This is a genomic window from Motilibacter rhizosphaerae, from assembly GCF_004216915.1.
In the GTDB taxonomy this organism is placed as follows: domain Bacteria; phylum Actinomycetota; class Actinomycetes; order Motilibacterales; family Motilibacteraceae; genus Motilibacter; species Motilibacter rhizosphaerae.
Map to the genome: position 1 here is coordinate 322,342 of NZ_SGXD01000003.1, position 22,953 is coordinate 345,294.

At 73.7% G+C, this 22,953-nt stretch carries 20 protein-coding genes; 14 read left to right on the forward strand and 6 right to left on the reverse strand.

Features of this window, described 5'->3' with window-relative positions:
• Positions 1-117 precede the first annotated feature (117 nt).
• From EV189_RS12280 to glgB, 4 genes are read left to right on the forward strand one after another with little or no spacing between them, the layout of a single operon-like run.
• Positions 118-2,187, forward strand: a complete 2,070-nt coding sequence (locus tag EV189_RS12280; RefSeq protein WP_231116334.1) for an alpha-1,4-glucan--maltose-1-phosphate maltosyltransferase — start codon at positions 118-120, stop codon at positions 2,185-2,187.
• 14 nt (positions 2,188-2,201) lie between these two features.
• Positions 2,202-3,962, forward strand: coding sequence for a maltose alpha-D-glucosyltransferase (gene treS, locus EV189_RS12285; RefSeq protein ID WP_130493252.1), 1,761 nt, complete (start codon positions 2,202-2,204; stop codon positions 3,960-3,962).
• A gap of 1 nt (position 3,963) precedes the next feature.
• Positions 3,964-5,373, forward strand: coding sequence for a maltokinase N-terminal cap-like domain-containing protein (locus EV189_RS12290; protein WP_130493253.1), 1,410 nt, complete (start codon positions 3,964-3,966; stop codon positions 5,371-5,373).
• Between the two features lie 44 nt (positions 5,374-5,417).
• Positions 5,418-7,655, forward strand: a complete 2,238-nt coding sequence (glgB, locus tag EV189_RS12295) for a 1,4-alpha-glucan branching protein GlgB (RefSeq protein ID WP_231116335.1) — start codon at positions 5,418-5,420, stop codon at positions 7,653-7,655.
• A gap of 65 nt (positions 7,656-7,720) precedes the next feature.
• On the opposite strand, the gene EV189_RS12300 is transcribed toward glgB, so the two are convergent.
• Together EV189_RS12300 and EV189_RS12305 are read right to left on the reverse strand one after the other, a co-directional pair.
• Positions 7,721-8,410, reverse strand: a complete 690-nt coding sequence (locus tag EV189_RS12300; protein WP_130493255.1) for a hypothetical protein — start codon at positions 8,408-8,410, stop codon at positions 7,721-7,723.
• A 78-nt stretch (positions 8,411-8,488) separates the two neighbouring features.
• On the reverse strand, positions 8,489-9,079 hold the full coding sequence (locus EV189_RS12305) for a D-sedoheptulose-7-phosphate isomerase (RefSeq protein WP_130493256.1): 591 nt from the start codon (positions 9,077-9,079) through the stop codon (positions 8,489-8,491).
• 130 nt (positions 9,080-9,209) lie between these two features.
• Here EV189_RS12305 and EV189_RS12310 point away from each other — a divergent pair, with 130 nt between their 5' ends.
• From EV189_RS12310 to EV189_RS12340, 7 genes are all read left to right on the forward strand, one after another.
• Complete coding sequence (locus EV189_RS12310; protein ID WP_196788568.1) at positions 9,210-10,532, forward strand: UDP-glucose dehydrogenase family protein; 1,323 nt, start codon at positions 9,210-9,212, stop codon at positions 10,530-10,532.
• Between the two features lie 11 nt (positions 10,533-10,543).
• The gene (locus EV189_RS12315) at positions 10,544-11,578 is read left to right on the forward strand and encodes a right-handed parallel beta-helix repeat-containing protein (RefSeq protein WP_130493257.1); all 1,035 of its coding nucleotides are present in this window, start codon (positions 10,544-10,546) and stop codon (positions 11,576-11,578) included.
• Between the two features lie 113 nt (positions 11,579-11,691).
• Positions 11,692-12,480, forward strand: coding sequence for a hypothetical protein (locus EV189_RS12320; RefSeq protein ID WP_130493258.1), 789 nt, complete (start codon positions 11,692-11,694; stop codon positions 12,478-12,480).
• A 201-nt stretch (positions 12,481-12,681) separates the two neighbouring features.
• Positions 12,682-13,935 carry a glycosyltransferase gene (locus EV189_RS12325; RefSeq protein ID WP_130493259.1) on the forward strand — a complete coding sequence of 418 codons (1,254 nt, stop codon included), beginning with the start codon at positions 12,682-12,684 and terminating at the stop codon, positions 13,933-13,935.
• Positions 13,932-16,046, forward strand: coding sequence for a right-handed parallel beta-helix repeat-containing protein (locus EV189_RS12330; RefSeq protein WP_130493260.1), 2,115 nt, complete (start codon positions 13,932-13,934; stop codon positions 16,044-16,046). Before EV189_RS12325 ends, EV189_RS12330 begins: the two co-directional genes overlap by 4 nt.
• Positions 16,043-17,560: a right-handed parallel beta-helix repeat-containing protein gene (locus EV189_RS12335; RefSeq protein ID WP_130493261.1), complete on the forward strand. Its 1,518-nt coding sequence runs from the start codon at positions 16,043-16,045 to the stop codon at positions 17,558-17,560. Before EV189_RS12330 ends, EV189_RS12335 begins: the two co-directional genes overlap by 4 nt.
• A gap of 47 nt (positions 17,561-17,607) precedes the next feature.
• Positions 17,608-18,240, forward strand: a complete 633-nt coding sequence (locus EV189_RS12340) for an NYN domain-containing protein (RefSeq protein WP_130493262.1) — start codon at positions 17,608-17,610, stop codon at positions 18,238-18,240.
• Positions 18,241-18,524: 284 nt separating this feature from the next.
• On the opposite strand, the gene EV189_RS12345 is transcribed toward EV189_RS12340, so the two are convergent.
• Both EV189_RS12345 and EV189_RS12350 read right to left on the reverse strand, forming a co-directional pair.
• Complete coding sequence (locus tag EV189_RS12345; RefSeq protein WP_130493263.1) at positions 18,525-18,947, reverse strand: phosphomannose isomerase type II C-terminal cupin domain; 423 nt, start codon at positions 18,945-18,947, stop codon at positions 18,525-18,527.
• 145 nt (positions 18,948-19,092) lie between these two features.
• Positions 19,093-20,049 carry a tetratricopeptide repeat protein gene (locus EV189_RS12350; RefSeq protein ID WP_130493264.1) on the reverse strand — a complete coding sequence of 319 codons (957 nt, stop codon included), beginning with the start codon at positions 20,047-20,049 and terminating at the stop codon, positions 19,093-19,095.
• A 32-nt stretch (positions 20,050-20,081) separates the two neighbouring features.
• On the opposite strand from EV189_RS12350, the gene EV189_RS12355 reads away from it, so the two are divergent.
• On the forward strand, positions 20,082-20,531 hold the full coding sequence (locus EV189_RS12355) for a VOC family protein (protein WP_130493265.1): 450 nt from the start codon (positions 20,082-20,084) through the stop codon (positions 20,529-20,531).
• Here EV189_RS12355 and EV189_RS12360 read toward each other — a convergent pair.
• Both EV189_RS12360 and EV189_RS12365 read right to left on the reverse strand, forming a co-directional pair.
• The gene (locus tag EV189_RS12360; RefSeq protein WP_231116336.1) at positions 20,528-21,277 is read right to left on the reverse strand and encodes an alpha/beta fold hydrolase; all 750 of its coding nucleotides are present in this window, start codon (positions 21,275-21,277) and stop codon (positions 20,528-20,530) included. The two genes, EV189_RS12355 and EV189_RS12360, sit on opposite strands and share 4 nt — an antisense overlap.
• 19 nt (positions 21,278-21,296) lie before the next feature.
• Positions 21,297-21,611 (reverse strand): hypothetical protein, encoded by a 315-nt coding sequence (locus EV189_RS12365; RefSeq protein WP_231116337.1) that lies wholly within the window; start codon positions 21,609-21,611, stop codon positions 21,297-21,299.
• Between the two features lie 68 nt (positions 21,612-21,679).
• Here EV189_RS12365 and EV189_RS12370 point away from each other — a divergent pair, with 68 nt between their 5' ends.
• Together EV189_RS12370 and nucS are read left to right on the forward strand one after the other, a co-directional pair.
• Positions 21,680-22,231 (forward strand): STAS domain-containing protein, encoded by a 552-nt coding sequence (locus tag EV189_RS12370; protein WP_130493266.1) that lies wholly within the window; start codon positions 21,680-21,682, stop codon positions 22,229-22,231.
• 37 nt (positions 22,232-22,268) lie between these two features.
• Positions 22,269-22,946 carry an endonuclease NucS gene (nucS, locus tag EV189_RS12375; RefSeq protein ID WP_130493267.1) on the forward strand — a complete coding sequence of 226 codons (678 nt, stop codon included), beginning with the start codon at positions 22,269-22,271 and terminating at the stop codon, positions 22,944-22,946.
• Positions 22,947-22,953: the final 7 nt, after the last annotated feature.

The following is a 22,953-nucleotide window of genomic DNA, read 5'->3' on the forward strand; positions in this document are numbered from 1 at the left end:
CCAGTCTGGCGATGATCCACTCGCCCCTGCGACGCCCCGCCGCCGCGCGACCCGCTGCACAAGATCCGTCCGTCTCCCGCCGGTGATCCCGGCGGTCTCCTGGGTAGGTGCCCGACCGTGACGACGACTCCCGCGACCTCCGCGACCGCGAAGCCGACGGTCTCCCCCGCGCAGCCCGCGCCCGCCGCCCCCTCGGTGCGGTGGACGCCCGACGTCGTGACCGGGCGCATCCCCATCGACGGGGTGAGCCCGGTCGTCTCCGACGGCCGCTACCCCGCCAAGTCCGTGGTGGGCGAGCGGTTCCCCGTCACCGCGACCGTGACCCGCGAGGGCCACGACGCGGTGGCCGCCAATGTCGTGCTCCGCGACCCCGACGGCCGCCCCGGCCCCTGGACCCCGCTGGTCAAGCGCGGTCCCGGGCTCGACCTGTGGGACGCCGAGGTCGTCGCCGACCGCGAGGGCCGCTGGACCATCACGGTCGAGGCCTGGAGCGACCCGTACGCCACCTGGCTGCACGACGCCGGCATCAAGATCCCCGTGCAGCAGGACGTCGAGCTCATGCTCGAGGAGGGCGCCCGGCTGCTCGAGCGCGCGGCCGCCGGGTCCGGTCGCAGCGCCGAGGACGCCGCCGTGCTGCACGACGGCGCCGCCGGGCTCCGCGACGGCTCGCGCCCGGCCGAGGCGCGCTTCGCCGCGGGGACGAGCGAGGCCGTGCAGCTCGTGTTGGCCGCGGCCCCGCTGCGCGACCTCGTGACCGAGTCCCCCGCGTACCCGCTGGAGGTGTCGCGCGAGCGCGCGCTCTACGGCAGCTGGTACGAGTTCTTCCCCCGCTCCGAGGGCGCCTCGCTCGACCCCCCGCGCTCGGGCACGCTGCGCACCGCCGCCGAGCGGCTGCCGGCGGTCGCGGCGATGGGCTTCGAGGTCGTCTACATCCCGCCGATCCACCCGATCGGGACCACCGCCCGGAAGGGCCGCAACAACACCCTCGACCCGGGCCCGGACGACCCCGGCGTGCCGTGGGCGATCGGCGCCCCGACGGGCGGCCACGACGCCGTGCACCCCGACCTCGGCACGATCGAGGACTGGGACGCCTTCGCCGCCGCCGCGCGCGACAACGGGCTGGAGATCGCCCTCGACCTCGCGCTGCAGGCCTCCCCCGACCACCCGTGGGTCCAGGAGCACCCCGAGTGGTTCACGACGCGGGCCGACGGCACCATCGCGTACGCCGAGAACCCGCCGAAGAAGTACCAGGACATCTACCCGATCAACTTCGACAACGACCCGCAGGGGATCTACACCGAGGTCCTGCGCATCGTGCGCCACTGGATCGAGCACGGCGTCACGATCTTCCGCGTCGACAACCCCCACACCAAGCCCGTGCAGTTCTGGGAGTGGCTGCTGCGCGAGGTCCACGCGACCAACCCCGAGGTGCTGTTCCTGTCCGAGGCCTTCACCCGCCCGGCGATGATGCACCTGCTGGCCAAGGTCGGGTTCCACCAGTCCTACACGTACTTCACCTGGCGGACCACGAAGCAGGAGCTCACGGACTACTTCACCGAGCTCTCGCAGGAGACGTCGCACTTCCTGCGCCCCAACGCCTTCACGAACACGCAGGACATCCTCCACGCCTACCTCCAGTACGGCGGCCCGGCGGCGTTCAAGATCCGCGCCACCCTCGCGGCCACGCTGAGCCCGACCTACGGCATCTACAGCGGGTTCGAGCTCTACGAGCACGTCGCCCTGCGCCCGGGCTCGGAGGAGTACCTCGACTCGGAGAAGTACCAGTACCGCCCGCGCGACTACGCCGCCGCCGAGCGCGAGGGACGCAGCCTGGCGCCGTACCTCCGGCTGCTCAACCAGCTGCGCCGCGACCACCCGGCGCTGCAGCGGCTGCGCAACCTGCACTTCCACCCGACCGACAGCGAGCACGTCCTCGCCTACTCCAAGCGCGAGGTGCTGGAGGACGGGACCGACGACGTCGTCATCGTCGTCGTCAACCTCGACCCGCACGCCGCCCGCTCGGACGTGGTCCACCTGGACCTCTCCGCGCTCGGGCTCACCCCCGGCCAGCAGTTCGCCGTCCACGACGAGGTCACCGGCCAGACCTTCTGGTGGGGCGAGCACGACTACGTGCTGCTGGACCCCTACACCGAGCCCGCCCACGTGCTCACCGTCCGGAAGGTCTGACGCCTCCCTTGTCCATGACGACGCCCTCCCCCGTCCCGGCAGCCCCGGCGCAGCCCGCGTCGGCGACGCCGTCCACCGGCCACACCGAGCTCGCCATCGACTCGTTCGCCGACCTGCCCGACGAGCACCGCGACCCGCTGTGGTTCAAGCGCGCGGTGTTCTACGAGGTGCTCGTCCGCGCCTTCAACGACGGCAACGGGGACGGCAGCGGCGACCTGCCTGGGCTCATCGAGAAGCTGGACTACCTCCAGTGGCTCGGGGTCGACTGCCTCTGGCTGCCGCCGTTCTTCAAGTCCCCGCTGCGCGACGGCGGCTACGACGTGGCCGACTACACCGACGTGCACGAGGAGTTCGGCACGATCGGCGACTTCGTGCAGTTCGTCGACGAGGCCCACAAGCGCGGCATGCGCGTGATCATCGACTTCGTCATGAACCACACCTCGGACCAGCACCCGTGGTTCCAGGCCTCGCGCAACGACCCCGACGGCCCGTACGGCGACTTCTACGTGTGGTCGGACACCGACCAGAAGTACCAGGACGCGCGCATCATCTTCGTCGACACCGAGGCCTCGAACTGGACGTTCGACCCGGTGCGCAAGCAGTACTTCTGGCACCGGTTCTTCTCGCACCAGCCGGACCTCAACTTCGACAACCCGCAGGTGCAGGAGGCGGTGCTCGAGGCGCTGCGCTTCTGGCTCGACCTGGGCGTCGACGGCTTCCGGCTCGACGCCGTGCCCTACCTCTACGAGCGCGAGGGCACCAACGGCGAGAACCTCCCCGAGACGCACGAGTTCCTGCGCAAGATCCGCGCGGAGGTCGACCGGCTCTACCCCGACCGGGTGCTGCTCTGCGAGGCCAACCAGTGGCCGGACGACGTCGTCGAGTACTTCGGCGAGGACGGCGACGAGTGCCACATGGCGTTCCACTTCCCGGTGATGCCGCGGCTGTTCATGGCCGTGCGCCGGGAGTCGCGCTTCCCGATCTCGGAGATCATGGCCTCCACGCCGAAGATCCCGGACAACTGCCAGTGGGGCATCTTCCTGCGCAACCACGACGAGCTCACGCTCGAGATGGTGACCGACGAAGAGCGCGACTACATGTGGGCGGAGTACGCCAAGGACCCCCGCATGAAGGCCAACATCGGCATCCGGCGCCGGCTCGCCCCGCTGCTCGACAACGACCGCAACCAGCTGGAGCTGTTCACCGCCCTGCTGCTCGCGCTGCCCGGGTCGCCCGTCCTCTACTACGGCGACGAGATCGGCATGGGCGACAACATCTGGCTCGGTGACCGCGACGGCGTCCGCACGCCGATGCAGTGGACGCCGGACCGCAACGCGGGCTTCTCGAAGGCCAACCCCGGCCAGCTCTACCTGCCGCTGATCATGGACCCGATCTACGGCTACCAGGTCACCAACGTCGAGGCGCAGATGGCCTCGAGCACGTCGTTCCTGCACTGGACGCGGCGGATGATCCAGATCCGCAAGCAGAACCCCGCGTTCGGCATGGGGAGCTTCGACGACCTCGGCGGGTCCAACCCGACCGTGCTGTCGTTCATGCGCGTCTTCGGTGACGACGTGGTGCTCTGCGTCAACAACCTGTCACGGTTCCCCCAGCCGGTCGAGCTCGACCTGTCCCGGTGGCAGGGGTGGCACCCGATCGAGGCGCTCGGCGGGGTGAACTTCCCGACGATCGGGGAACTCCCCTACTTGCTCACCCTGCCCGGTCACGGGTTCTTCTGGTTCCGGCTCAGCAAGCCCACGACGGAGGTCGGCTGACGTGGATGCGCAGCTCCTGCACGACTGGATCGACACCCAGCGCTGGTTCGGCGGCAAGGGCCGCCCCTGGCACGTCGCAGGAGTGGAGCAGCTGGCCGAGCTGCGTGGTGACCCGTCACCCGTGCGCCTCGTCGTCGTGAGCCTCGAGTACGACGAGGTGGACCTCGACGCGGCCGGCGGGCAGCGCCGCCAGCAGGAGGCGTACCAGGTCCTCGCGTCGCTGCGCCCCGAGCCCGCCGAGCACCTCGGCCACGTGCTCATCGGCGAGAGCGACGTCGACGGCCGGCACTACTGGGTCTACGACGGGCTGCACGACAAGGAGGCGACGCCGCTCCTCCTCGACCTGCTCAAGCAGGGCGGGACGAGCGGCACGGTGTCCGCCACCGCGCTCGCCGGCGTCGCCCGGGTGCCCGACGCGGCCTCCACGACCGTCCTCGGCGGCGAGCAGTCCAACACCTCGCTGGTCTTCGGCGGCGTCGGCATCCTCAAGGCGTTCCGCAAGCTGGCGCCCGGCGTCAACCCCGACATCGAGGTGCACGAGGCCCTGGCCCGCGTGGGCTGCGCGGAGATCGCCACGCCGTACGCCCACCTGGCCGGCCGCTGGCACGTCGACGGCGTCGAGGTCGAGGGCGACCTCGGCATGATGCAGGAGTTCCTCTCCGGCGCGAGCGGCGGCTGGGAGCTCGCGATGGTGAGCGTCCGCGACCTGTTCGCGGAGGCCGACCTCCACGCCGACGAGGTCGGCGGCGACTTCGCCGCCGAGTCGTGCCGGCTCGGCGAGGCGACGGCGAAGGTCCACGCCGCGCTCGCCGAGGCGCTGCCGACGCAGAGCTGGGGATCCGCGCAGCTGCAGGCCGTCGCCGACGGCATGCTCGGCCGGCTGCGCGAGGCGGTGCGGCAGGTGCCGGCGCTCGAGCCGCACGCCGACGCCCTCGCCCGCAAGTACGCCGCGCTCGCCGAGCGCACCGACCCGGTGCTCGCGCAGCGCATCCACGGCGACTACCACCTCGGCCAGGTCATGCGGACCGCGCAGGGCTGGCGGCTGCTGGACTTCGAGGGCGAGCCGGCGAAGGGGCTGGACGAGCGGCGCCGGCCCGACTCCACCATCCGCGACGTCGCCGGCATGCTGCGCTCCTTCGACTACGCCGCGCGCTTCCAGCTCATGGACCGCCCGCGCGACCCGCAGCTGGAGTACCGCGCAGACGAGTGGGCCGAGCGCAACCGCAGCGCGTTCTGCGACGGCTACGCCGCGGCCTCCGGGCGGGACCCGCGCGACGACGGCGACCTCATCTGCGCGTACGAGGCCGACAAGGCGGTCTACGAGCTCATCTACGAGGCGCGCAACCGACCCGGCTGGATCCGCATCCCGCTCGGCGCGATCGAGCGGCTCGCCGCTCCGGCGACGGCATGACCGACCCGACGCGCCCCCGCACCGACGACGGAGGAAGCACTCCCGTGGCTGACACGACCCGCACCGACACCCCCGGCATCGAGGTCCGGCACGACGCGCCCGCTCCCGTGGCCCGCGAGGAGCTCGACCGCCTGGTCGGCGGCGGGCACCACAACCCCCACGCGGTCCTCGGCGCGCACCCCACGCCGGGCCAGGAGGGTGTGACGATCCGGGTGCTGCGCCCGTGGGCGCGCTCGGTCGAGGTGCTGCTCTCCGACGGCGCCGGCGGCACGACCGCGCACCCGCTCCAGCACGAGCACCGCGGCGTCTGGACCGGCGTCGTCCCCGGCAGCACCGTCCCGGACTACCGGCTGCGGGTGGCCTACGGCGACGGCGACGAGCAGGTCGTCGACGACGGCTACCGCTTCTGGCCGACGCTGGGCGAGATGGACCTCCACCTCATCGCCGAGGGCCGGCACGAGGAGCTGTGGCGCGTGCTCGGCTCGCACGTGCGGCGCTTCCCCTCGGTCCTGGGCGACTCGACGGGCACGTCGTTCGCGGTGTGGGCGCCCTCCGCGCAGGCCGTGCGCGTGGTCGGCGACTTCAACGGGTGGGACGGCACGGCGACGCCGATGCGCTCACTGGGCTCCAGCGGGATCTGGGAGCTGTTCGTCCCGGGGATCGGCGTCGGGACGCACTACAAGTACGAGATCCTCGGCCAGGACGGCCACTGGCGGCAGAAGGCCGACCCGATGGCGCAGCACACTGAGACCCCGCCGGCGACCGCGTCGGTCGTGTGGGAGTCCGACTACGAGTGGCACGACCGCGGCTGGATCGAGCAGCGCGAGCAGGTGCAGCTGCACAAGGCCCCGGTCAGCATCTACGAGGTGCACCTGGGCTCCTGGCGGCAGGGGCTCTCCTACCGCCAGCTCGCCGACGAGCTCGTCGGCTACGTCGCCGAGCTCGGCTACACACACGTGGAGTTCCTGCCCGTCGCGGAGCACCCCTTCGGCGGGTCGTGGGGCTACCAGGTGTCGTCGTACTACGCGCCGACCTCGCGCTTCGGCTCCCCCGACGACTTCCGCTACCTCGTCGACCGGCTCCACGGCGCGGGCATCGGCGTCATCGTCGACTGGGTCCCGGCGCACTTCCCCAAGGACGAGTGGGCGCTCGGCAGGTTCGACGGCACGGCGCTCTACGAGCACCCGGACCCCCGCCGCGGCGAGCAGCCCGACTGGGGCACCTACGTCTTCGACTTCGGGCGCAACGAGGTCCGCAACTTCCTCGTGGCCAACGCGCTCTACTGGCTCGAGCAGTTCCACGTCGACGGCCTGCGCGTCGACGCCGTCGCCTCGATGCTCTACCTCGACTACTCCCGCAAGGACGGCGAGTGGCTGCCCAACCAGTACGGCGGCCGCGAGAACCTCGACGCCGTCCGGTTGCTGCAGGAGACGACGGCCACGGCGTACCGCCGCAACCCGGGGACCACGATCATCGCCGAGGAGTCGACGGCCTGGCCCGGCGTCACGCAGCCGACGTACGCCGGCGGCCTGGGCTTCGGGTTCAAGTGGAACATGGGCTGGATGCACGACTCGCTCGACTACGTGCACCAGGACCCGGTCTACCGGCAGTACCACCACGGCGAGATGACCTTCTCCATGGTCTACGCGTACTCCGAGTCCTACGTGCTGCCGATCTCCCACGACGAGGTCGTGCACGGCAAGGGCTCCCTGCTGCGCAAGATGCCCGGTGACCGCTGGCAGCAGCTCGCGAACCTCCGGGCCTACCTCGCGTTCATGTGGGCGCACCCGGGCAAGAAGCTGCTCTTCATGGGCCAGGAGTTCGGCCAGGAGTCGGAGTGGTCCGAGTCCCGCTCGCTCGACTGGTGGCTCACCGACAACCCCGACCACGCCGGTGTCCAGCGGCTCGTCCGCGACCTCAACGCCCTCTACCGCACCGACCCGGCGCTCCACGAGCTCGACCGCGACCCGGCGGGCTTCCGGTGGGTCGACGCGAACGACGCGGCCGGCAACACCTTCTCCTGGCTGCGCTACGACTCGAGCGGGTCGCCCGTCGCCGTCGTCGTGAACTTCTCCCCGGTCCCCCACGAGCAGTTCCGCCTCGGGCTGCCGCACGAGGGCGTCTGGCAGGAGGTGCTCAACACCGACGCCGACGTCTACGCGGGCTCCGGGGTCGGCAACGCCGGAGCGGTGCACGCCGAGGCCGTCCCGTGGCACGGGCTGCCCGCGTCGGCGCAGATGCGCATCCCCCCGCTGGGGGCGGTGTTCCTGAAGCCCGCCTGACCGCCCGGCACCACCGGCACGCCGGAGGGCCCCGCTCCGTCCGGAGCGAGGCCCTCCGTGCGTCCTCAGTGGAACAGCGCCACGACCTGCGCGGTCATCTCGCCCCCGACGACCGCGGTGCGCAGCCGGTCGGTGATCGCGGCGAAGTCCCCCAGGAAGCGGTTCTTGCCCCAGTGCCACTGGACGATGGTGAGCGAGGCCGCCGTGGCCGGGACGCCGGTCAGCTGACCGCTCCAGGCGAGCGTCCGGTCGGTGGGCCCGCTGCAGTAGAACGCGTTGCAGTCCACGCCCCACTGCTGGGGCTGCGTAGAGCCCACGGTGCGCCCGGCGGCGTCGACCGCCAGGACGACGACGCCTCCTGTGAAGCCCGACGCGTAGGCGTGGTTCGTGATCCGGGTGGTCGCCGTGAAGGTGCCGGTCGAGCGCACCCACGTCACCGAGGTCGTCATCACCTGGTCGCTGTCCCCGTCGATCCAGTCGGTCTGCGGCCCGCGCGTCAGGATCGGCTGGAGCGCGGGAGCCGCGCTGGCCGTGGGGCTGGGCGTGGGGACCGGGGAGGTCGGGCGGGTGGTCGTGGGGCGCGGGGCCGGGTCGCCGCCGTCCCCGCAGGTGAGGCACGTGGCGGCGCTCGCGGGGCCGGCCGCGGCGAGCGACAGGGCCCCCGCCAGCAGGGCGAGGACGGCGGTGAGCAGCGCTGCGAGGACGCGCGGGGCGCGGGCCGACGAGCCGGTCCGGGCGGACGTGCATGCGGGCATCTCGGTCTCCTGGGGGTCCTGCGTGGCGGCCGTGTGCCGCCGCTGCCCAGGAGGAGCGCGGTCCGTCCCTGCAGATACCTACTCCTGCGGGTGGAGCTCGCGCTCGACGATCTCGCAGAGCGTGTGACCGACTGCCATGTGGCACTCCTGCACCCGCGGGGTCTCGTCGGACGGGGCGAGGAGCACGTGGTCCGCCAGCCCCGCCAGCTTCCCGCCACCCGCGCCCGTGAAGGCGACGCTGACGACGCCCATCTGCTGCGCCTGCTCGACGGCGCGGACGACGTTGGGCGAGTTCCCGCTGGTGGACAGCCCGACCAGCACGTCGCCGGGCTTGCCCAGCCCCGAGAGCTGGCGGGCGAACACCATGTCGAAGGAGTAGTCGTTGCTGATCGCCGTGAGGGCGGAGACGTTGCTGGACAGGCAGTAGGACGGCATCGACGGCCGGTCGTAGCCGAAGCGCCCGAGCAGCTCGCCCGACATGTGCTCGGCGTCCGTGGCAGAACCCCCGTTGCCGCAGAAGAAGACCGTCCCACCGGCGCGTACGCACTCGACGAGAACCCGCGCGACCTCCGCGAGCTGCTCGAGCGCCTGGTCGTCCTCCGCGAGCCGCTGCTTGACCTGCGCGCTGCTGAGCAGGCGCTGGCGGAGCAGGTCGGCGTGGTCGTTCATTCAGCACTCCGGGGACTCGGTACGCGGTCGGCAGGCAGTAGACCAGCAGCGGCGCGTCCCCGCCAGCAGGGGCCGGGGAGGATGATCGAAACCCCGGGAGGGGCCGGAGCTCGACCTGTAGCATGCCGCCATGTCAGACCTGCGCATCACAGTGCTCGGCACCGGCTACCTCGGTGCCACCCATGCGGTGTGCATGTCCGCCCTCGGCTTCGAGGTGCTGGGCATGGATGTCGACAAGGCCAAGGTCGATGCGCTCAACGCCGGCGAGCTGCCGTTCTACGAGCCGGGGCTCGACACCCTGCTCGCGGAGCAGATCGCGACGGGCCGCCTGAGCTTCACCACCTCCTACGAGGAGGTGGCGGCGTTCGGTGACGTGCACTTCATCGGCGTCGGCACCCCGCAGAAGCCCGGCGAGAACGCCGCGGACATGCGCTTCGTCGACGCCGTGGTCGACGGGCTCGCCCCCCACCTCGAGCGCCCGTGCCTCATCGCCGGCAAGTCGACCGTCCCGGTCGGCACCGCGGAGCGGCTCGCCGAGCGCATCGCCGAGCTCGCCCCGGTGGGCGCGGCGGCCGAGCTCTGCTGGAACCCCGAGTTCCTGCGCGAGGGCTTCGCGGTGGAGGACACCCTGCACCCCGACCGGCTGGTCTTCGGCGTCCGCAGCGAGCACGCCGAGCAAGTGCTGCGCACCGTCTACGCGACCCCCATCTCCGAGGGCACCCCGGTGGTGGTCACCGACTTCGCGACCGCGCAGCTCGTCAAGGTGGCGGCGAACTCCTTCCTGGCGACCAAGATCTCCTTCATCAACGCCATGGCGGAGGTCTGCGAGGCGGCGGGCGGCGACGTGGTGACGCTGGCCGACGCGATCGGCTACGACGCGCGCATCGGCCGCCGGTTCCTCAACGCCGGCCTCGGCTTCGGCGGCGGCTGCCTGCCCAAGGACATCCGCGCCTTCATGGCCCGCGCCGGCGAGCTGGGCGCGGACCAGGCGCTCACGTTCCTCAACGAGGTCGACGCCATCAACATGCGGCGCCGCAGCCGCACGGTCGACCTCGCCCGCGAGCTGCTCGGCGGTCACGTCCTCGGCGCGCGGGTCGGCGTGCTCGGGGCGGCGTTCAAGCCCGACAGCGACGACATCCGCGACTCCCCGGCCCTGGCCGTCGCCGCGAGCCTGCAGCTGCAGGGCGCTCGCGTCGCGGTCTACGACCCGCAGGCCAACGCCAACGCCGCCAGGGTCTTCCCGACCCTGCGCTACGTCGGCTCGGTGGTCGAGGCCGTCGCCGACGCGGACGTCGTCCTCCACCTGACGGAGTGGCGCGAGTTCCGCGACCTCGACCCCGCTGCCGTCGCGAGCATGGTGCACCAGCGCAACATCGTCGACGGCCGCAACGCCCTCGACGTCGAGGCGTGGCGAGCGGCGGGCTGGACCTACCGCTCGCTGGGGCGGCCGTAGCCCCTGTCGCCGTGCTGACCCCCCGCTCCACGCGCCAGGGGCGCGGCGGTGCTGCCGTCCTCGGCAGTGCCGCCCTCGCGCTCGCGCTGGCCGCGTGCAGCGGGTCCGGCGGGGGGCCCGCGCCGCGCCCCTCCTCCAGCACACCGGGCCCGACGTCGAGCGCCCCGACGACGACGGGACCGACGACGACGGAGCCGGGGACCGCGACGCCGCAGCCCTCGGCGACGGGGTCGGCCGGCGCGCCCAGCGGTCCCGCGACCCCTCTCCCGACGCCCAGCGCGCCCGAGTCGCCCGTCCCCGCACCGAAGCCGCTGCGGGTCGTCCGCGCAGCCGACTCTGCGGCCCTGCGCGCGGCGCTGCGCGACGCCCGGCCCGGTGACCGGATCGACCTCGTCCGCGCGACCTACACCGGCCCGTTCGTGGTCTCCGAGTCCGGTACCGCCGCCGATCCCGTCGTGCTGACCGGAGCTCGGCAGACCGTCATCACGACGACCGGCGGCAGTCCGCTCACCGTCACGGGCAGCCACGTGCGGGTGAAGACCGCGCAGCTGCGGGCAGGGAGCGCGCCCGCGGTCGTGGTGGCGGGCGGCCAGGACGTCACGCTGGACCGGCTCACGGTCCTGCGTGCTCGGCAGGCGGGCGTGCGCGTCACCGGGGGCGCACGCCTCGTCTACGTCCTGCGCAGCAGCCTCGGCGGCACCTCGGGCCCGGCCGTGCAGGTCGGCGCAGCCGGGGCCGCCGCACAGCCGAGCGACGTCCTCGTCGACGGGTGCACCGTGGTCGGCCAGGGCGTCGTCGTCGCGGCGGGCGCGACCGGCGGCGGCGTCCACGGCACCTCGTTCAGCCGTCCCGGCGGGCCCTGGGTCCGCCTGCTCGGCTCGGGGTGGATCGTGGACGACAACACCGGCGACGCCCCGCCGTCGGGGCCGGCCCTGCTCGTCGGCGGGCCCGGTGACGCGCTCAGGAGCAACGAGACGACGGGCGGCGCCGCAGCCGTCGTCGGCTACACCGACCCGGCCCTCGAGGCATCGACGCGGGTCGGCTGAGCGCGCCCCGTCGGGCTGACGGGTGGCCGAACCCCCTCTCGCCCGCGCGGGCCGGGGCTAGCATGCGCTCGGAGCTCCGCAGCAGCAGGGGTCCTAGGGCGAAGGGGTGCGCGGTGGACGGTCGGAGGCCTCGACTCGCGGGGCTCGCGGTCGTGCCGCTGCTCGCGGTCCTCGCGTCGTGCTCGGCCGGCGACGGGACGCCCACGGGCGCGCCGACGGCGCTCGCCCTGCACGCGGGTGCACCGACGGGCTCGCCGACGCCGCGCCCTGGCACCTTCACGTCGGCGGAGCCGACGCCCTCGACGCCCTCGGGTCCCACGACGCGCGGCGCCAAGGCCCTCCTGGCGAAGACGCTCGCCACCTTCGCCTCCGGCAAGGCCTGCCGCGTCAAGGGCCGCACGATCGTGCAGGGCGGCCACGAGGTGCGCATCGCCTCGTTGGCGAGCACCCGTGACTACGACGGCACCGCGTGGTTCGACGACAGCAAGATCCGCATCCGCCGCATCGGCCGGACGGTGTGGGTGCGCGCCGAGCCGGCGGTGCTGGCGCAGGTCGTCGGGATCCCCCTGGCTCGCGCCAAGGCCATCTCCGGGGAGCGCTACGTCACGCTGCCCAGCACCTCGCCCGTGCTGCCCGCGTGGCTCGACCTGCTCGACCCGGCCCGCGGGCTGGGGGTCTCCGGCGACCCGACGGTCACGCCGGGCAAGACCTACGACGGGTTCCCCGTGGTCACCCTGACCGGGTCGAAGGTCGGCGCGTCGCTCCTCGTCAGCGCGGCGGGGCACCCCGTGGTCAAGGGCGTCATCGTGCCGGGCGCGAACGACCCCATCACGGTGATCGGGTGCGGCATCGCCCTCGACAAGCTGATGCCGCCTCCGAAGGGCCTCATCATCAAGCGCTGAGTCCTGGCTCTCCGTGACTGTGCGTTTCCTCGCCGTCACCCGTTCGTCGCAACGAGGCCCTCAGGACGTCTGGTGTGCACCAGGATGTCCAGGCCGGACGGGCAGTTCCTGTTCCCGACCGCGCTTTCCTGCCTTAGCCTCTCCTCGGGGGCGGAGCAGTGCTGATGCACGCTGCGTGACGGACCACTGAGGGGGGACTCGATGAGCGCGTTCGCGGAAGTCGTGACGAGCGTCAGCACGGAGTTCTCGAGCGGGTCGTGGCACAAGGCCGCACCGGTCGGGCTCGCCGGGATCCTGGTCTGGTCCTTGTGGGCCTACCGGTTCGTGCTGTCGCGACGGGCGAAGCCGATCGTCAACGACTACCGCACCACGACCTCGGTCGTGGTGCCGTCCTTCCGGGAGGACCCGGACATCCTGCTGCGCTGCCTGCGGACCTGGCTCTCGCAGGACCCCACCGAGGTCGTCATCGTCCCCGACGTCGAGGACGTCGAGGTCATCGCGCGGCTCAAGGAGGTCGACGACCCGCGGCTGCGCGTCATCCCGTTCGTCCACCGCGGCAAGCGGTCCGCGCTCGGCGTGGGCATCCGCGCGGCGACGAGCGACGTGGTCGTCCTCGTGGACTCCGACACCGCGTGGCGCCGGGGGCTCCTCGACGCGGTGCAGATGCCGTTCGAGGACCCGCGCGTGGGAGCGGTCAGCACCCAGCAGAACGTCTACCAGCCCGAGACGAGCGTCTGGCGGCGCATCGCGGACTGGCTGGTGGACCTGCGCTACTACGACTACGTGCCGGCCATGGGGGCGGCGGGCGCCGTCGCCTGCGTCTCCGGCCGCACCGCGGCGTACCGCAGGGCGGCGATCCTGCCGGTCGTGCCGCAGCTCGAGGACGAGTTCTTCATGGGGCGTAGGTGCATCGCCGGCGACGACGGCCGCCTCACGTGGCTGGTGCTCGCCTCCGGCTTCCGCACCGTCCACCAGTCGAGCGCCCGCGCCATCTCGATGTTCCCCGACAGCCTGCGCGCGTTCGTGAAGCAGCGCGTCCGCTGGAGCCGGAACTCCTACCGCTGCTACCTGACGGCGCTGTGGAAGGGCTGGCTGTGGCGGGTGCCCTTCGTGACGAAGGTCACGGTGCTCCAGATCCTGCTGACGCCCGTCACCATGGGGCTCACCCTCGGCTACCTCATCTTCTCGCGGCTGGAGCTGAGCTGGGCGGGCTTCGGCCTCGCCTTCGGCTGGATGCTCCTCGGCCGCGCAGTCCGCGGGTGGTCGCACCTGCGCCGCAACCCCAAGCACATCCTGCTGCTCCCGCTGCTCGCGCTCGTCGTCATCTTCATCGCGCTCCCCGTGAAGGCGTGGGCGTTCGTCACGATGAACAAGCAGGGCTGGCTGACCCGGAGCTCGGACTCCGTCGGCGGCGAGGGCCAGACCGCCAGCACCCTCACCCTGGAGACGGCGTGACCACGCTCGGACACTCCCGCTGGGGCCGCCGCGCGGCCCTCGGCCTCCTGACGGTCCTCGCTACCGCTCCGGTCGCCCTGCCGGCCCACGCGGTCGGGGCACCCGTTCCGACGAGCTCGTCCACGACGGCCTCGGACCAGGCGGCCGCAGGGGCGGACGCCGGCAGCGCCGACGCCGTCAACGCCGGCGCCGACAGCATCCAGCACCCCGAGCAGGACCGGATCCTCAAGGGCTACGGCGGCAACCCGGCGCAGGAGGGGCCCATCGTCTCCGACGAGGACCAGCGCCTGCTCACGGTGAAGACGCTGTCGAGCCTGGCCCGCTGGGACTCCTCCACGCTGACCACGCCGTACCGCGTGTCGACCGGCTCGGGCTACACGCTCGTGCTGACCCCGCGCTCGGAGCCCTACACCGTGCGCGACCTGCTCACGCTGGCTCCGCAGACCTTCGTGCGCCAGGCCGACGGCTCCTACCTGCTGCTCGAGAACCTCGTCGTGCAGTCCGGCGCCTCGCTGTTCCTCAACCAGCCGGGCGGCCTGGTGCTGCGCCTCGAGAGCAGCACCCGCGGCTTCGTCAGCATCGTGTCGATCGGTGGCCGCCTCGAGCTCACGGGCTCTCAGCAGCGCCCCGTCACGATCACCAGCTGGGACGAGCGCACCGGTCAGCCGGACCTCACGACGAGCGACGGCCGCGCGTACATCCGCGCGCTGGGCGGGCAGTTCGTGCTCTCCCAGGCCCGCGTGTCCGACCTCGGCTTCTGGAGCGGGCGCACCGGCGGGATCGCGCTCACGGGTACCGACCGCCCGGACACCGGCCAGCTCGACAAGATGGGCCAGGCGATCCGCGGCAACCCCGCGAAGGACCGCGCCGCGGCCCGTGACGTCGCGAAGGCGAACGGCACCACGGTGCCGAAGGCCAGCCCGACGGGCGTGCCCAAGACGCCGGGCCGCGACACCGCCGCGGTCTCGCCGGCCGGGACGCTGCCGACGCCCACGCTGGACGTCGACGCGCCGGGCTCGAGCTACGTGTCGGCCAGCATCACCGGCACGACCATCACCGACGACGCCTACGGCCTGTTCGTGGCCAGCGCGCGCGGCGTGCAGATCAGCGACACCACCATCCAGAAGAGCCGCGTGGACGGCCTGGTGCTGCACCGGTTCGTCACGAGCAGCACCGTCGACCGGGTCACCTCGCGCGACAACAACGGCAGCGGCGTGGTCGTCAACCGCGCGGCGACGGGCCTCGTCATCAACGAGTCGACCTCGCAGCACAACGGCGGCAACGGGTTCTCGCTCGCCGGCAGCTCGCTCGCCGACGGCCCGAGCGCCATGGGCTCGCCGCTCGGCAGCTACGGGAACAACAGCGTCACCAACTCCATCGCCAAGGGCAACGCGCACGACGGCATCGAGGTGGTCGGCGGCATCAACATCGGTGTACAGGGCAACGCGGTGTCCGGCAACGACATGGGCATCGTGGTCCGCGACGGGGCGCAGAAGGTCCGCATCGTCGGCAACGAGGTGTCGGGGCAGGCGCGGCAGGGCCTGTCGCTGCGCGACGGGGTCTCCGTCGAGGCGGTCGGCAACGTCGTCAGCGGCGGCCGCGTGGGCATCTACGCCCGGGCCTCGACGGTGTCGCTCACCCGCAACACCATCACCGAGGTCCGCGACCACGCCCTGACCCTCGTCGGGCACTTCGGCAAGAGCCAGGTCAGCGGCAACATGCTCGCCGGCCGCGGGCTCAGCGCGCTGGACCACCGGCGCGCGACCGGCGCGGTCAGCATCGGCACCAACGACACCGCCCAGTGGCACGACACGAGCCCGGTGCTCGTGAAGCTCAAGCGGTTCGCCCGGCCGATGACCGTCATCTGGCTGTTCGTGCTCCTCCTCATCGGCGCGACCGCCGTGCGCGGCCGCAAGGCGCACCCGGAGCTCGGGCGCCACCCGTACAGCGCGCAGATGTCCCTGCAGGCCGAGTCGATCGTGCTGCCCGAGCAGCACACCCGCGCCTCGGTCGGCGCTGGCAGCCACGGGCAGGACACCTTCCTGCACAGCGGCCGGTCGCTCACGGCCAACGGCGTCCACTACCGTGATCCGGAGGGCGCCGACGCATGAGGGTGCCCCCGACCCGCGTCGTCCTCCTGGCGCTGGCGGCGGTCGTCGTGCTCGTCGCGGGCGTCCTCATCGGACGCGGCACGGGCGGCGGCGGCTCGTCCACCGGCAGTGGTCCGGCCCCGTCGAGCGCGAGCACCACGCCCGCGCCCGCCGGGTCGGGTGCCGCGAGCGCCCCCGCTGGCAGCAGCAGTGCGAGCACCGAGCCGGGCAGCAGCTCGGAGCCGAGCTCCAGCGGCGGGTCCGGCAGCGGGTCCGGCACTGGGTCCTCCGCCGCCCCCACCGGGGCTCCGCCGGGCACGACGGCGGTCGACCTGGGCTCGCTGAGCGGGCGCACGGTGTCGGGCAGCCTGCTGGTGACGGTGCCCGCGCAGGGCGTGGACTCGGTGCGCTGGCTGCTCGACGGCTCGTACGTCGACAAGACGAAGAAGGCGCCGTTCCAGATCACGCTGTCCCCGGCGCCCGGCAAGCACACGCTGGAGGCGCGGGTGGACACCGGAGGCGGCCGCGAGGACCGCTCGGCGCAGTTCACCGTCGCCGCGCCGGCGCCGGGCGACACCGCGGCGCAGGCCGGCGGGCTCGCCGCTCCGCTGCCCGGGCCCGACCCGGCACCGCTGCGCACCGTCCAGGTGAGCGACACCGCCTCGCTGGTGAAGGCGCTCGCCGGAGCGAGGGCCGGTGACCTCATCGTGCTCGCCGACGGCACGTACACCGCGGACCACCAGCTCGAGGCCGCGGCCGACGGCACGGCCGCCGCGCCTATCGTGCTGCGCGGCGGGCGAGGTGCCGTCATCACGACGGGGAGCCCGAAGGGCGGCAGCTACGGCCTGCACGTCACGGGCGACTCGTGGCGGCTCGAGGGGTTCACCGTCCGCAACGCCAAGAAGGGCATCGTCCTCGACGGCTCCACCGGCTCGGTGCTCTCCCACCTCGCGGTGGACTCGATCGGCCAGGAGGGCATCCACTTCCGCTCGGCCTCCGCCCACGGGGTGGTCGTGGACTGCGACGTCTCGAACACCGGGTTGACCTCGCCGCAGTTCGGGGAGGGCGTCTACGTCGGGTCCGCGACCTCCAACTGGGGCAAGTACGGCGGGGGCGGCCCCGACCGCTCCGACGGCGTGCGGATCGAGGGCAACCGCATCTCGCACACGGCCGCCGAGGGCATCGACATCAAGGAGGGCACCACCGGTGGCCTCATCAAGGACAACGTCTTCACCGACGCCGGCACGAGCGGCAAGAACTCCGCCGACTCCTGGGTCGACGTCAAGGGCAACCGCTGGCTGGTGACCGGCAACTCGGGCTCGGGCACCCGGCTCGACGCCTTCCAGGTGCACCACCTGGCCGCCGGCTGGGGCGATCTCAACGAGTTCCGCGGCAACAGCGTGCAGGGCGGGGTCCCCGGCGTCGTCGTCGGCGTCTACCCGGCGAGCACGGCCGCGACGACGGTCGTCTCCTGCGACAACGACGCTGCCGGAGCCGCCGGGGGCGTGAGCAACATCCCCTGCCGCAAGGGCTGACGCGTGCGGAGGGCCGGGGGCGGCGCGCGGCCTGCGAGCATGGGCCCATGACCGACACCCTGCTCGAGGACGACGTACGCGGCAGCGGGCCGAGCGACCCGGGCCTCGACCTGCTCGTCTGGGACGCGCCGAACATCGACATGACGCTCGCCCAGGTCATCGGCGCGCGCCCCGGCCCGGACTCCCGGCCGCGCTTCGACGCCCTCGGCCGCTGGCTCGTGCGTACCGCCGGGGAGCGCGACGTCGAGGCCTGCGTCTTCGCGAACGTCCCGCCCGCCAACGCCGTCAACATGCGCGGGTGGGTGGAGACGCTGCGGGGCTTCGGCTACGCGGTCTTCGCGCGGCCCAAGCTCGCGCCCGCCGACGACGTCGACGCGGACATGCTCGAGCACATCGAGCGGCGGACGCAGGAGCGCCGCCTCGCGCGCGTGGTCGTGGCCAGCGGGGACGGGCGCAACTTCCGCGGGCCGCTCGAGGAGCTAGCCGACACCGGCGTCGAGGTCGTCGTGCTCTCGTTCGCCGAGATCGCGGGCTACGCGCAGGAGAGCGACCGCCTGGCCTTCCTCGACCTCGAGGACGTCCCCGGGGTCTTCACCGCGCCGCTCAACCGCACGCGGCTCGACGCGCTGCCGCCGCAGGGTGCCTGGCTCGCGCCGACCGGGTCGCTGCGCGACCTCTGACGGGCGGAGGCCCACCACCCGCTGCACGCCGAAGGGCCGGCTCCTCCGAGGAGGAGCCGGCCCTTCGGCTGCTGGGTCTGCGGGAGCAGCTCAGGCGAGGCGGGTCCGCTTGGGGTTGGCCACGGTGCTGAGGTGCTGCTTCACGGGCGTCGTCGCGCGCGATCCGGAGGACGAGGTCGTGGGGTTGCGGTCCATCGGGGCCCCCTTCGTGCGGTGGATCGGATGACGACCAGTCTGGTCTGTCCGTATTGCGGCCGTGTGACGGCCGGGGAAAACCTGCGCGATCAGGCGCTCGGGGTGCCTTCGGGCACGGCGCTGGGGACGGCCTCGCGCGAGTAGTCGTCCTCGAGGCGGACGATGTCGCACTCGTCGAAGTGGCCGTAGGCCACCTCCACGAAGCGCGCCGGCGCGGTGCCGGTGCAGCTCACGCGGTGCGCGGTGCCGCGCGGGATCCAGACCTGCTCCCCGACCTCGGGGCTCCAGGTACGGTCGCCGATCTCGACGACGAGACCGGCCTCGAGGACCTTCCACGACTCGTCGCGCGAGGTGTGGGTCTGCAGGGAGAGGCGGTGGCCGGGGTCGACGGTGATGATCTTGACCGTGACCTGCTCGTTGAGGGCCAGCTGCTCGAAGCGGCCCCAGGGGCGCTCGTCGACGAGGACGGCGGGCGCGGGAGGTGCGGCGGTCTCGCTGGTGGTCTGGGTCATGCGGTCTCCTCGAGTGGTCGGGGAGACGCCATCGTCTCAGGGTGGGCGGAGCTGGACAACGCCCAGCACATGGTCCCACAGCCGGATCACCCGGAAGAAGGCCTCCCGCTCGCCCAGTGGCGAGGGTCACACGGGTCGGGCCGCCTCAGAACAGCGCGCGCGCCAGCGCCCGGCGCGCCGCCACCACGCGCGGGTCGTCCGCACCGACGAGCGCGAAGAGCTCGAGCAGCCGGCCGCGCGCGGCATCGCGGTCCTTGCCGGCGCTGCGCGCCACCGCGTCCACGAGGCGCTGCATCGCGCGCTCCGGGTCCCCGCACGCCATCTCGAGGTCGGCGGCGTCGAGCGCGGCCGCGACGTCCCCGGGGTCCTGCGCGGCTGCGGCGAGCACGGCGGCCTGGTCCAGGCCCGCCGCCCGGTCCAGCAGCTCGACCTGCGCGAGGCCGGACACCGCCTCCTCGAGCCCCGGGGTCTCGGCGAGGACCTTCCGGAAGGCCTCGGCGGCAGCGCCGAAGTCCCCCGCCTCCGCCGCGTCGTACGCCGCGTCGAGGCGCGGGTCGCCGACCGGCTCGGGCTCGGCCGCGACGGCGGCGGGCGCGGTGCCCGTCGGGGGCAGGACGCCGGTGACGCCGTTGGCCGCGGCGAGCTGGAGCAGCTGGTCGATGTACTCCTCGACCTGGGCCGGGGGCAGCGCGCCCTGGAAGAGCGGCACCGGCTGGCCACGGACCACCGCGAACACCGAGGGGATGCTCTGGACGCGGAAGGCCGCCGCGAGCCGCTGCTCGGCGTCGGCGTCGATCTTGGCGAGCAGCCAGCGCCCGCCGCCCGCCTCGGCGAGCCGCTCGAGCACGGGGCTCAGCTGCCGGCACGGGCCGCACCAGTCGGCCCAGAAGTCGAGTACGACGGGCACGGTCTCGGACTGCGCGAGCACGACCTCGGCGAAGTCGGCCTCGGTGACGTCGACGACCCAGCCGCCGCCCCCGCCCGCGGGGGCCTCGCCCGTCGTCGCCGCTGCCGGCGGCGGCGTCGCGGCGCGGGCCTGCGCGCGGGCGGCGAGAGCGCCGAGGTCGACGGCGCCGTAGGCGTTGAAGGTCGGCTGCGTCATGCTTCCATCCTGTCAGGCTCACGAGGAGGCCCGTGCCCCCGCACCAGCACAGCGCCGCAGCCGGCCCGTACCTTCCCGCGGGCGTCCGGGTGCTCTCGGTCGACCACGTCGCGACCGCCGTCGCGGACCTCGACGCCGCCGTCGCGCAGCACGTCGCCCTGCTCGGGCTCGAGCTCGTCGGCGTCGAGGAGGTCCCCGGCCACGGGGTGCGCGAGGCGCTGCTGGCGGCACCCGGAGGGGGCACCCGCGTGCAGCTCGTCGCGGCGACCTCGTCCGGCACGCCGGTGGGCCGCTTCCTCGCGCGCCGCGGCCCGGGCCTGCACCACGTCGCGTACGCGGTGGCGGACCTCGACGCCGCCCTCGCGCAGCTCGGGGAGGCCGTCGTGCCGCCCGGGGCGACGAGCGGCGGCGGCGGGGCACGGGTGGCGTTCCTGCACCCGCGCGCCACCGGCGGGGTGCTCGTCGAGCTGGTCGAGCGCTAGCGGGCGGCGACCCAGCCGGCCAGCACCGCGGCGTACGCGGCGGGCGCCTCCCACGGCACGAGGTGCCCGGCCGGCAGCACGACCGGCTCGGCGCCGACGAGCGCGGCGAGCGCCTGCGACTCCCCGGCCGCGACCACCTCGTCCTCGGCGCCCGCCACGACGAGCGCCGGGACCCCGGCGCGGGCGAGGTCCCGGGCCGAGTCGGGCCGCGCGGCCATCGCGCGCTGCGCCCACGCCACCGCCTCGGGGCGCTGCTCGCGGACGAGCGCCTCCGCCGCGGTGACGAGCGCCGGGCGCTCGGCACGGGTGCGCGCACCGTGCAGGCCGGGCACGCCCGCGACCGCGGCCGCCACGCCCTCCTCGGCGAGCACCCGCGCCGCCACGAGCTCGCGGCGCTCCCGCGCGTGCACGTCGTCGGCCGTGTGCCGCGTGGCCGTGAGCACGAGGCCCGCGACCCGTCGTGGCGCCAGGCGCAGCAGGGCCATCGCGACGTAGCCGCCCATCGACACCCCGCCGACGAGCGCGCGGCCGAGCCCCTCGGCATCGAGCACGGCGAGCACCTGGCGGGCGACGGACTCGAGGCTCGGCTCGGTCGCCGGCACCGCGCTGCTGCCGAAGCCCGCGACGTCCGGCGTCAGCAGGCGCACCCCGGGCACGCCCCCGTCGTGCACCGGGTCGAACATCCGCGCGTCGAAGGGGTGCGCGTGGAGCAGCACCAGGGGCGTCCCGTCTCCGCTGATCCGCACCCGAGCAGCTTAGGGAGGCTCAGCGCGCCGGGCGACGCCGGTCGCGTGCGGCCCAGCAGGGCGTGTGCCAGTGCCGGCGCCAGTCGATCCCGCTGCTGCCCACCGGCCAGACCAGCAGGTGCGGTGTCGCGGGCGGGACGAGCTGGTCGCACCCGGGGCAGCGGTACGCCTTGGTGGCCGCCGCGCCCGTGACGGCGCGCACGTAGTGGGGCGCGCCGTCGAGGACGTCGACGCGGTCGGCGGGCGACTGCGCGGTGCCCAGCAGGCGCGGCGCCTGGCCGGCCCGCCGCCCTGCGGCGGGCGGACCGTCCGCCCGCCGGTTGCGCCTCGCCACGCCACCATCCTCGCGCACGCGGGACGGCCGGCGGGAACCACCCGCGCGCGGGCGCCCGTTGTCCAGGCATGACCACCTCGCACCGCCCGTGCCCCGCGGACCTGCTGCTGGACGGGTGGTCCTCGTCCCGGGTGGCGTTTGCCGGGCCCGACGAGCAGGGAAACTGGTCCCTCGTGCTGACCGACTCCGGGGAGACCGGCCCCGGAGCGGCTGAGCCGGGCGAGGACGAGCCCGCCGCTGCGGTCGGGGGGCTGCGGCCCGTCCCCCCTCCGGCGTCGCTGGGCCTGCAGGTCCAGGGCGACGGGGAGCGCGCCACCCTCGCGCTGCGCGGCGAGCTGGACGTCGCCACCAGCGGGCTGCTCGACGCCCTCCTCGACGACCTGCTGCGCACGCGGCGCAGCCCCCGGCTCAGCTCGCTCGTCGTCGACACCGCCGGGGTGACGTTCGCGGACGCCGCGGGCATCTCCCCCCTCCTCCACGCGCGTGCCGTGCTCCACCGGCGCGGCGGGACCTTCGAGGTGCGCGACCCGAGCCCGGCGGTGCTGCGGCTGCTCACGCTGCTCGGCCTGACCGCCCTCGTGGTCGTCCCGGGCCCGCCGCAGCCGGCGCAGACCGCCTGAGCCGTCCCACCCGCCTGCGCGGCCTAGGCTGCAGCGCGTGCGTCTCGTGATCGCCCGCTGCAGCGTCGACTACGTCGGCCGGCTCACCGCCCACCTCCCGCTCGCGACCCGGCTCGTCCTCGTGAAGGCCGACGGGTCGGTCTCGGTGCACGCCGACGACCGGGCCTACAAGCCGCTCAACTGGATGAGCCCCCCGTGCTCGCTGGCCGAGGGCACCGACGAGGCCGGCGCGATCCTCTGGACCGTCACCAACAAGGCCGGCGAGCGGCTGCTCATCTCGATCGCCGAGGTCCTGCACGACTCCTCCCACGAGCTGGGCGTGGACCCCGGGCTGGTCAAGGACGGCGTCGAGGCGCACCTCCAGGAGCTCCTGGCCGAGCAGCCCCACGTGCTCGGCGACGACGGCTGGCGGCTGGTGCGCCGCGAGTACGCCACGGCCATCGGTCCCGTGGACCTGCTCTGCCGTGACTCCGCCGGCGCGGCGGTCGCCGTCGAGATCAAGCGGCGCGGGGAGATCGACGGTGTCGAGCAGCTCACCCGCTACCTCGAGCTGCTCAACCGCGACCCGCTGCTCGCGCCCGTGACCGGCGTCTTCGCCGCGCAGGAGATCAAGCCGCAGGCCCGCGTGCTCGCCGAGGACCGCGGGATCCGCTGCGTCGTCGTGGACTACGACGCGCTGCGCGGGGTGGACGACGCCGAGGCCCGCCTCTTCTGACTCCCCC

Excerpts from the sequence above, each read along its gene's own strand:
- treS (WP_130493252.1), top strand. The coding sequence starts at position 2,202 with ATGACGACGCCCTCCCCCGTCCCGGCAGCCCCGGCGCAGCCCGCGTCG.
- EV189_RS12340 (WP_130493262.1), top strand. The coding sequence starts at position 17,608 with ATGACCGACACCCTGCTCGAGGACGACGTACGCGGCAGCGGGCCGAGC.
- EV189_RS12300 (WP_130493255.1), bottom strand. The coding sequence starts at position 8,410 with ATGCCCGCATGCACGTCCGCCCGGACCGGCTCGTCGGCCCGCGCCCCG.
- EV189_RS12325 (WP_130493259.1), top strand. The coding sequence starts at position 12,682 with ATGAGCGCGTTCGCGGAAGTCGTGACGAGCGTCAGCACGGAGTTCTCG.
- EV189_RS12310 (WP_196788568.1), top strand. The coding sequence starts at position 9,210 with ATGTCAGACCTGCGCATCACAGTGCTCGGCACCGGCTACCTCGGTGCC.
- EV189_RS12305 (WP_130493256.1), bottom strand. The coding sequence starts at position 9,079 with ATGAACGACCACGCCGACCTGCTCCGCCAGCGCCTGCTCAGCAGCGCG.
- EV189_RS12370 (WP_130493266.1), top strand. The coding sequence starts at position 21,680 with ATGACCACCTCGCACCGCCCGTGCCCCGCGGACCTGCTGCTGGACGGG.
- EV189_RS12350 (WP_130493264.1), bottom strand. The coding sequence starts at position 20,049 with ATGACGCAGCCGACCTTCAACGCCTACGGCGCCGTCGACCTCGGCGCT.
- EV189_RS12345 (WP_130493263.1), bottom strand. The coding sequence starts at position 18,947 with ATGACCCAGACCACCAGCGAGACCGCCGCACCTCCCGCGCCCGCCGTC.
- EV189_RS12335 (WP_130493261.1), top strand. The coding sequence starts at position 16,043 with ATGAGGGTGCCCCCGACCCGCGTCGTCCTCCTGGCGCTGGCGGCGGTC.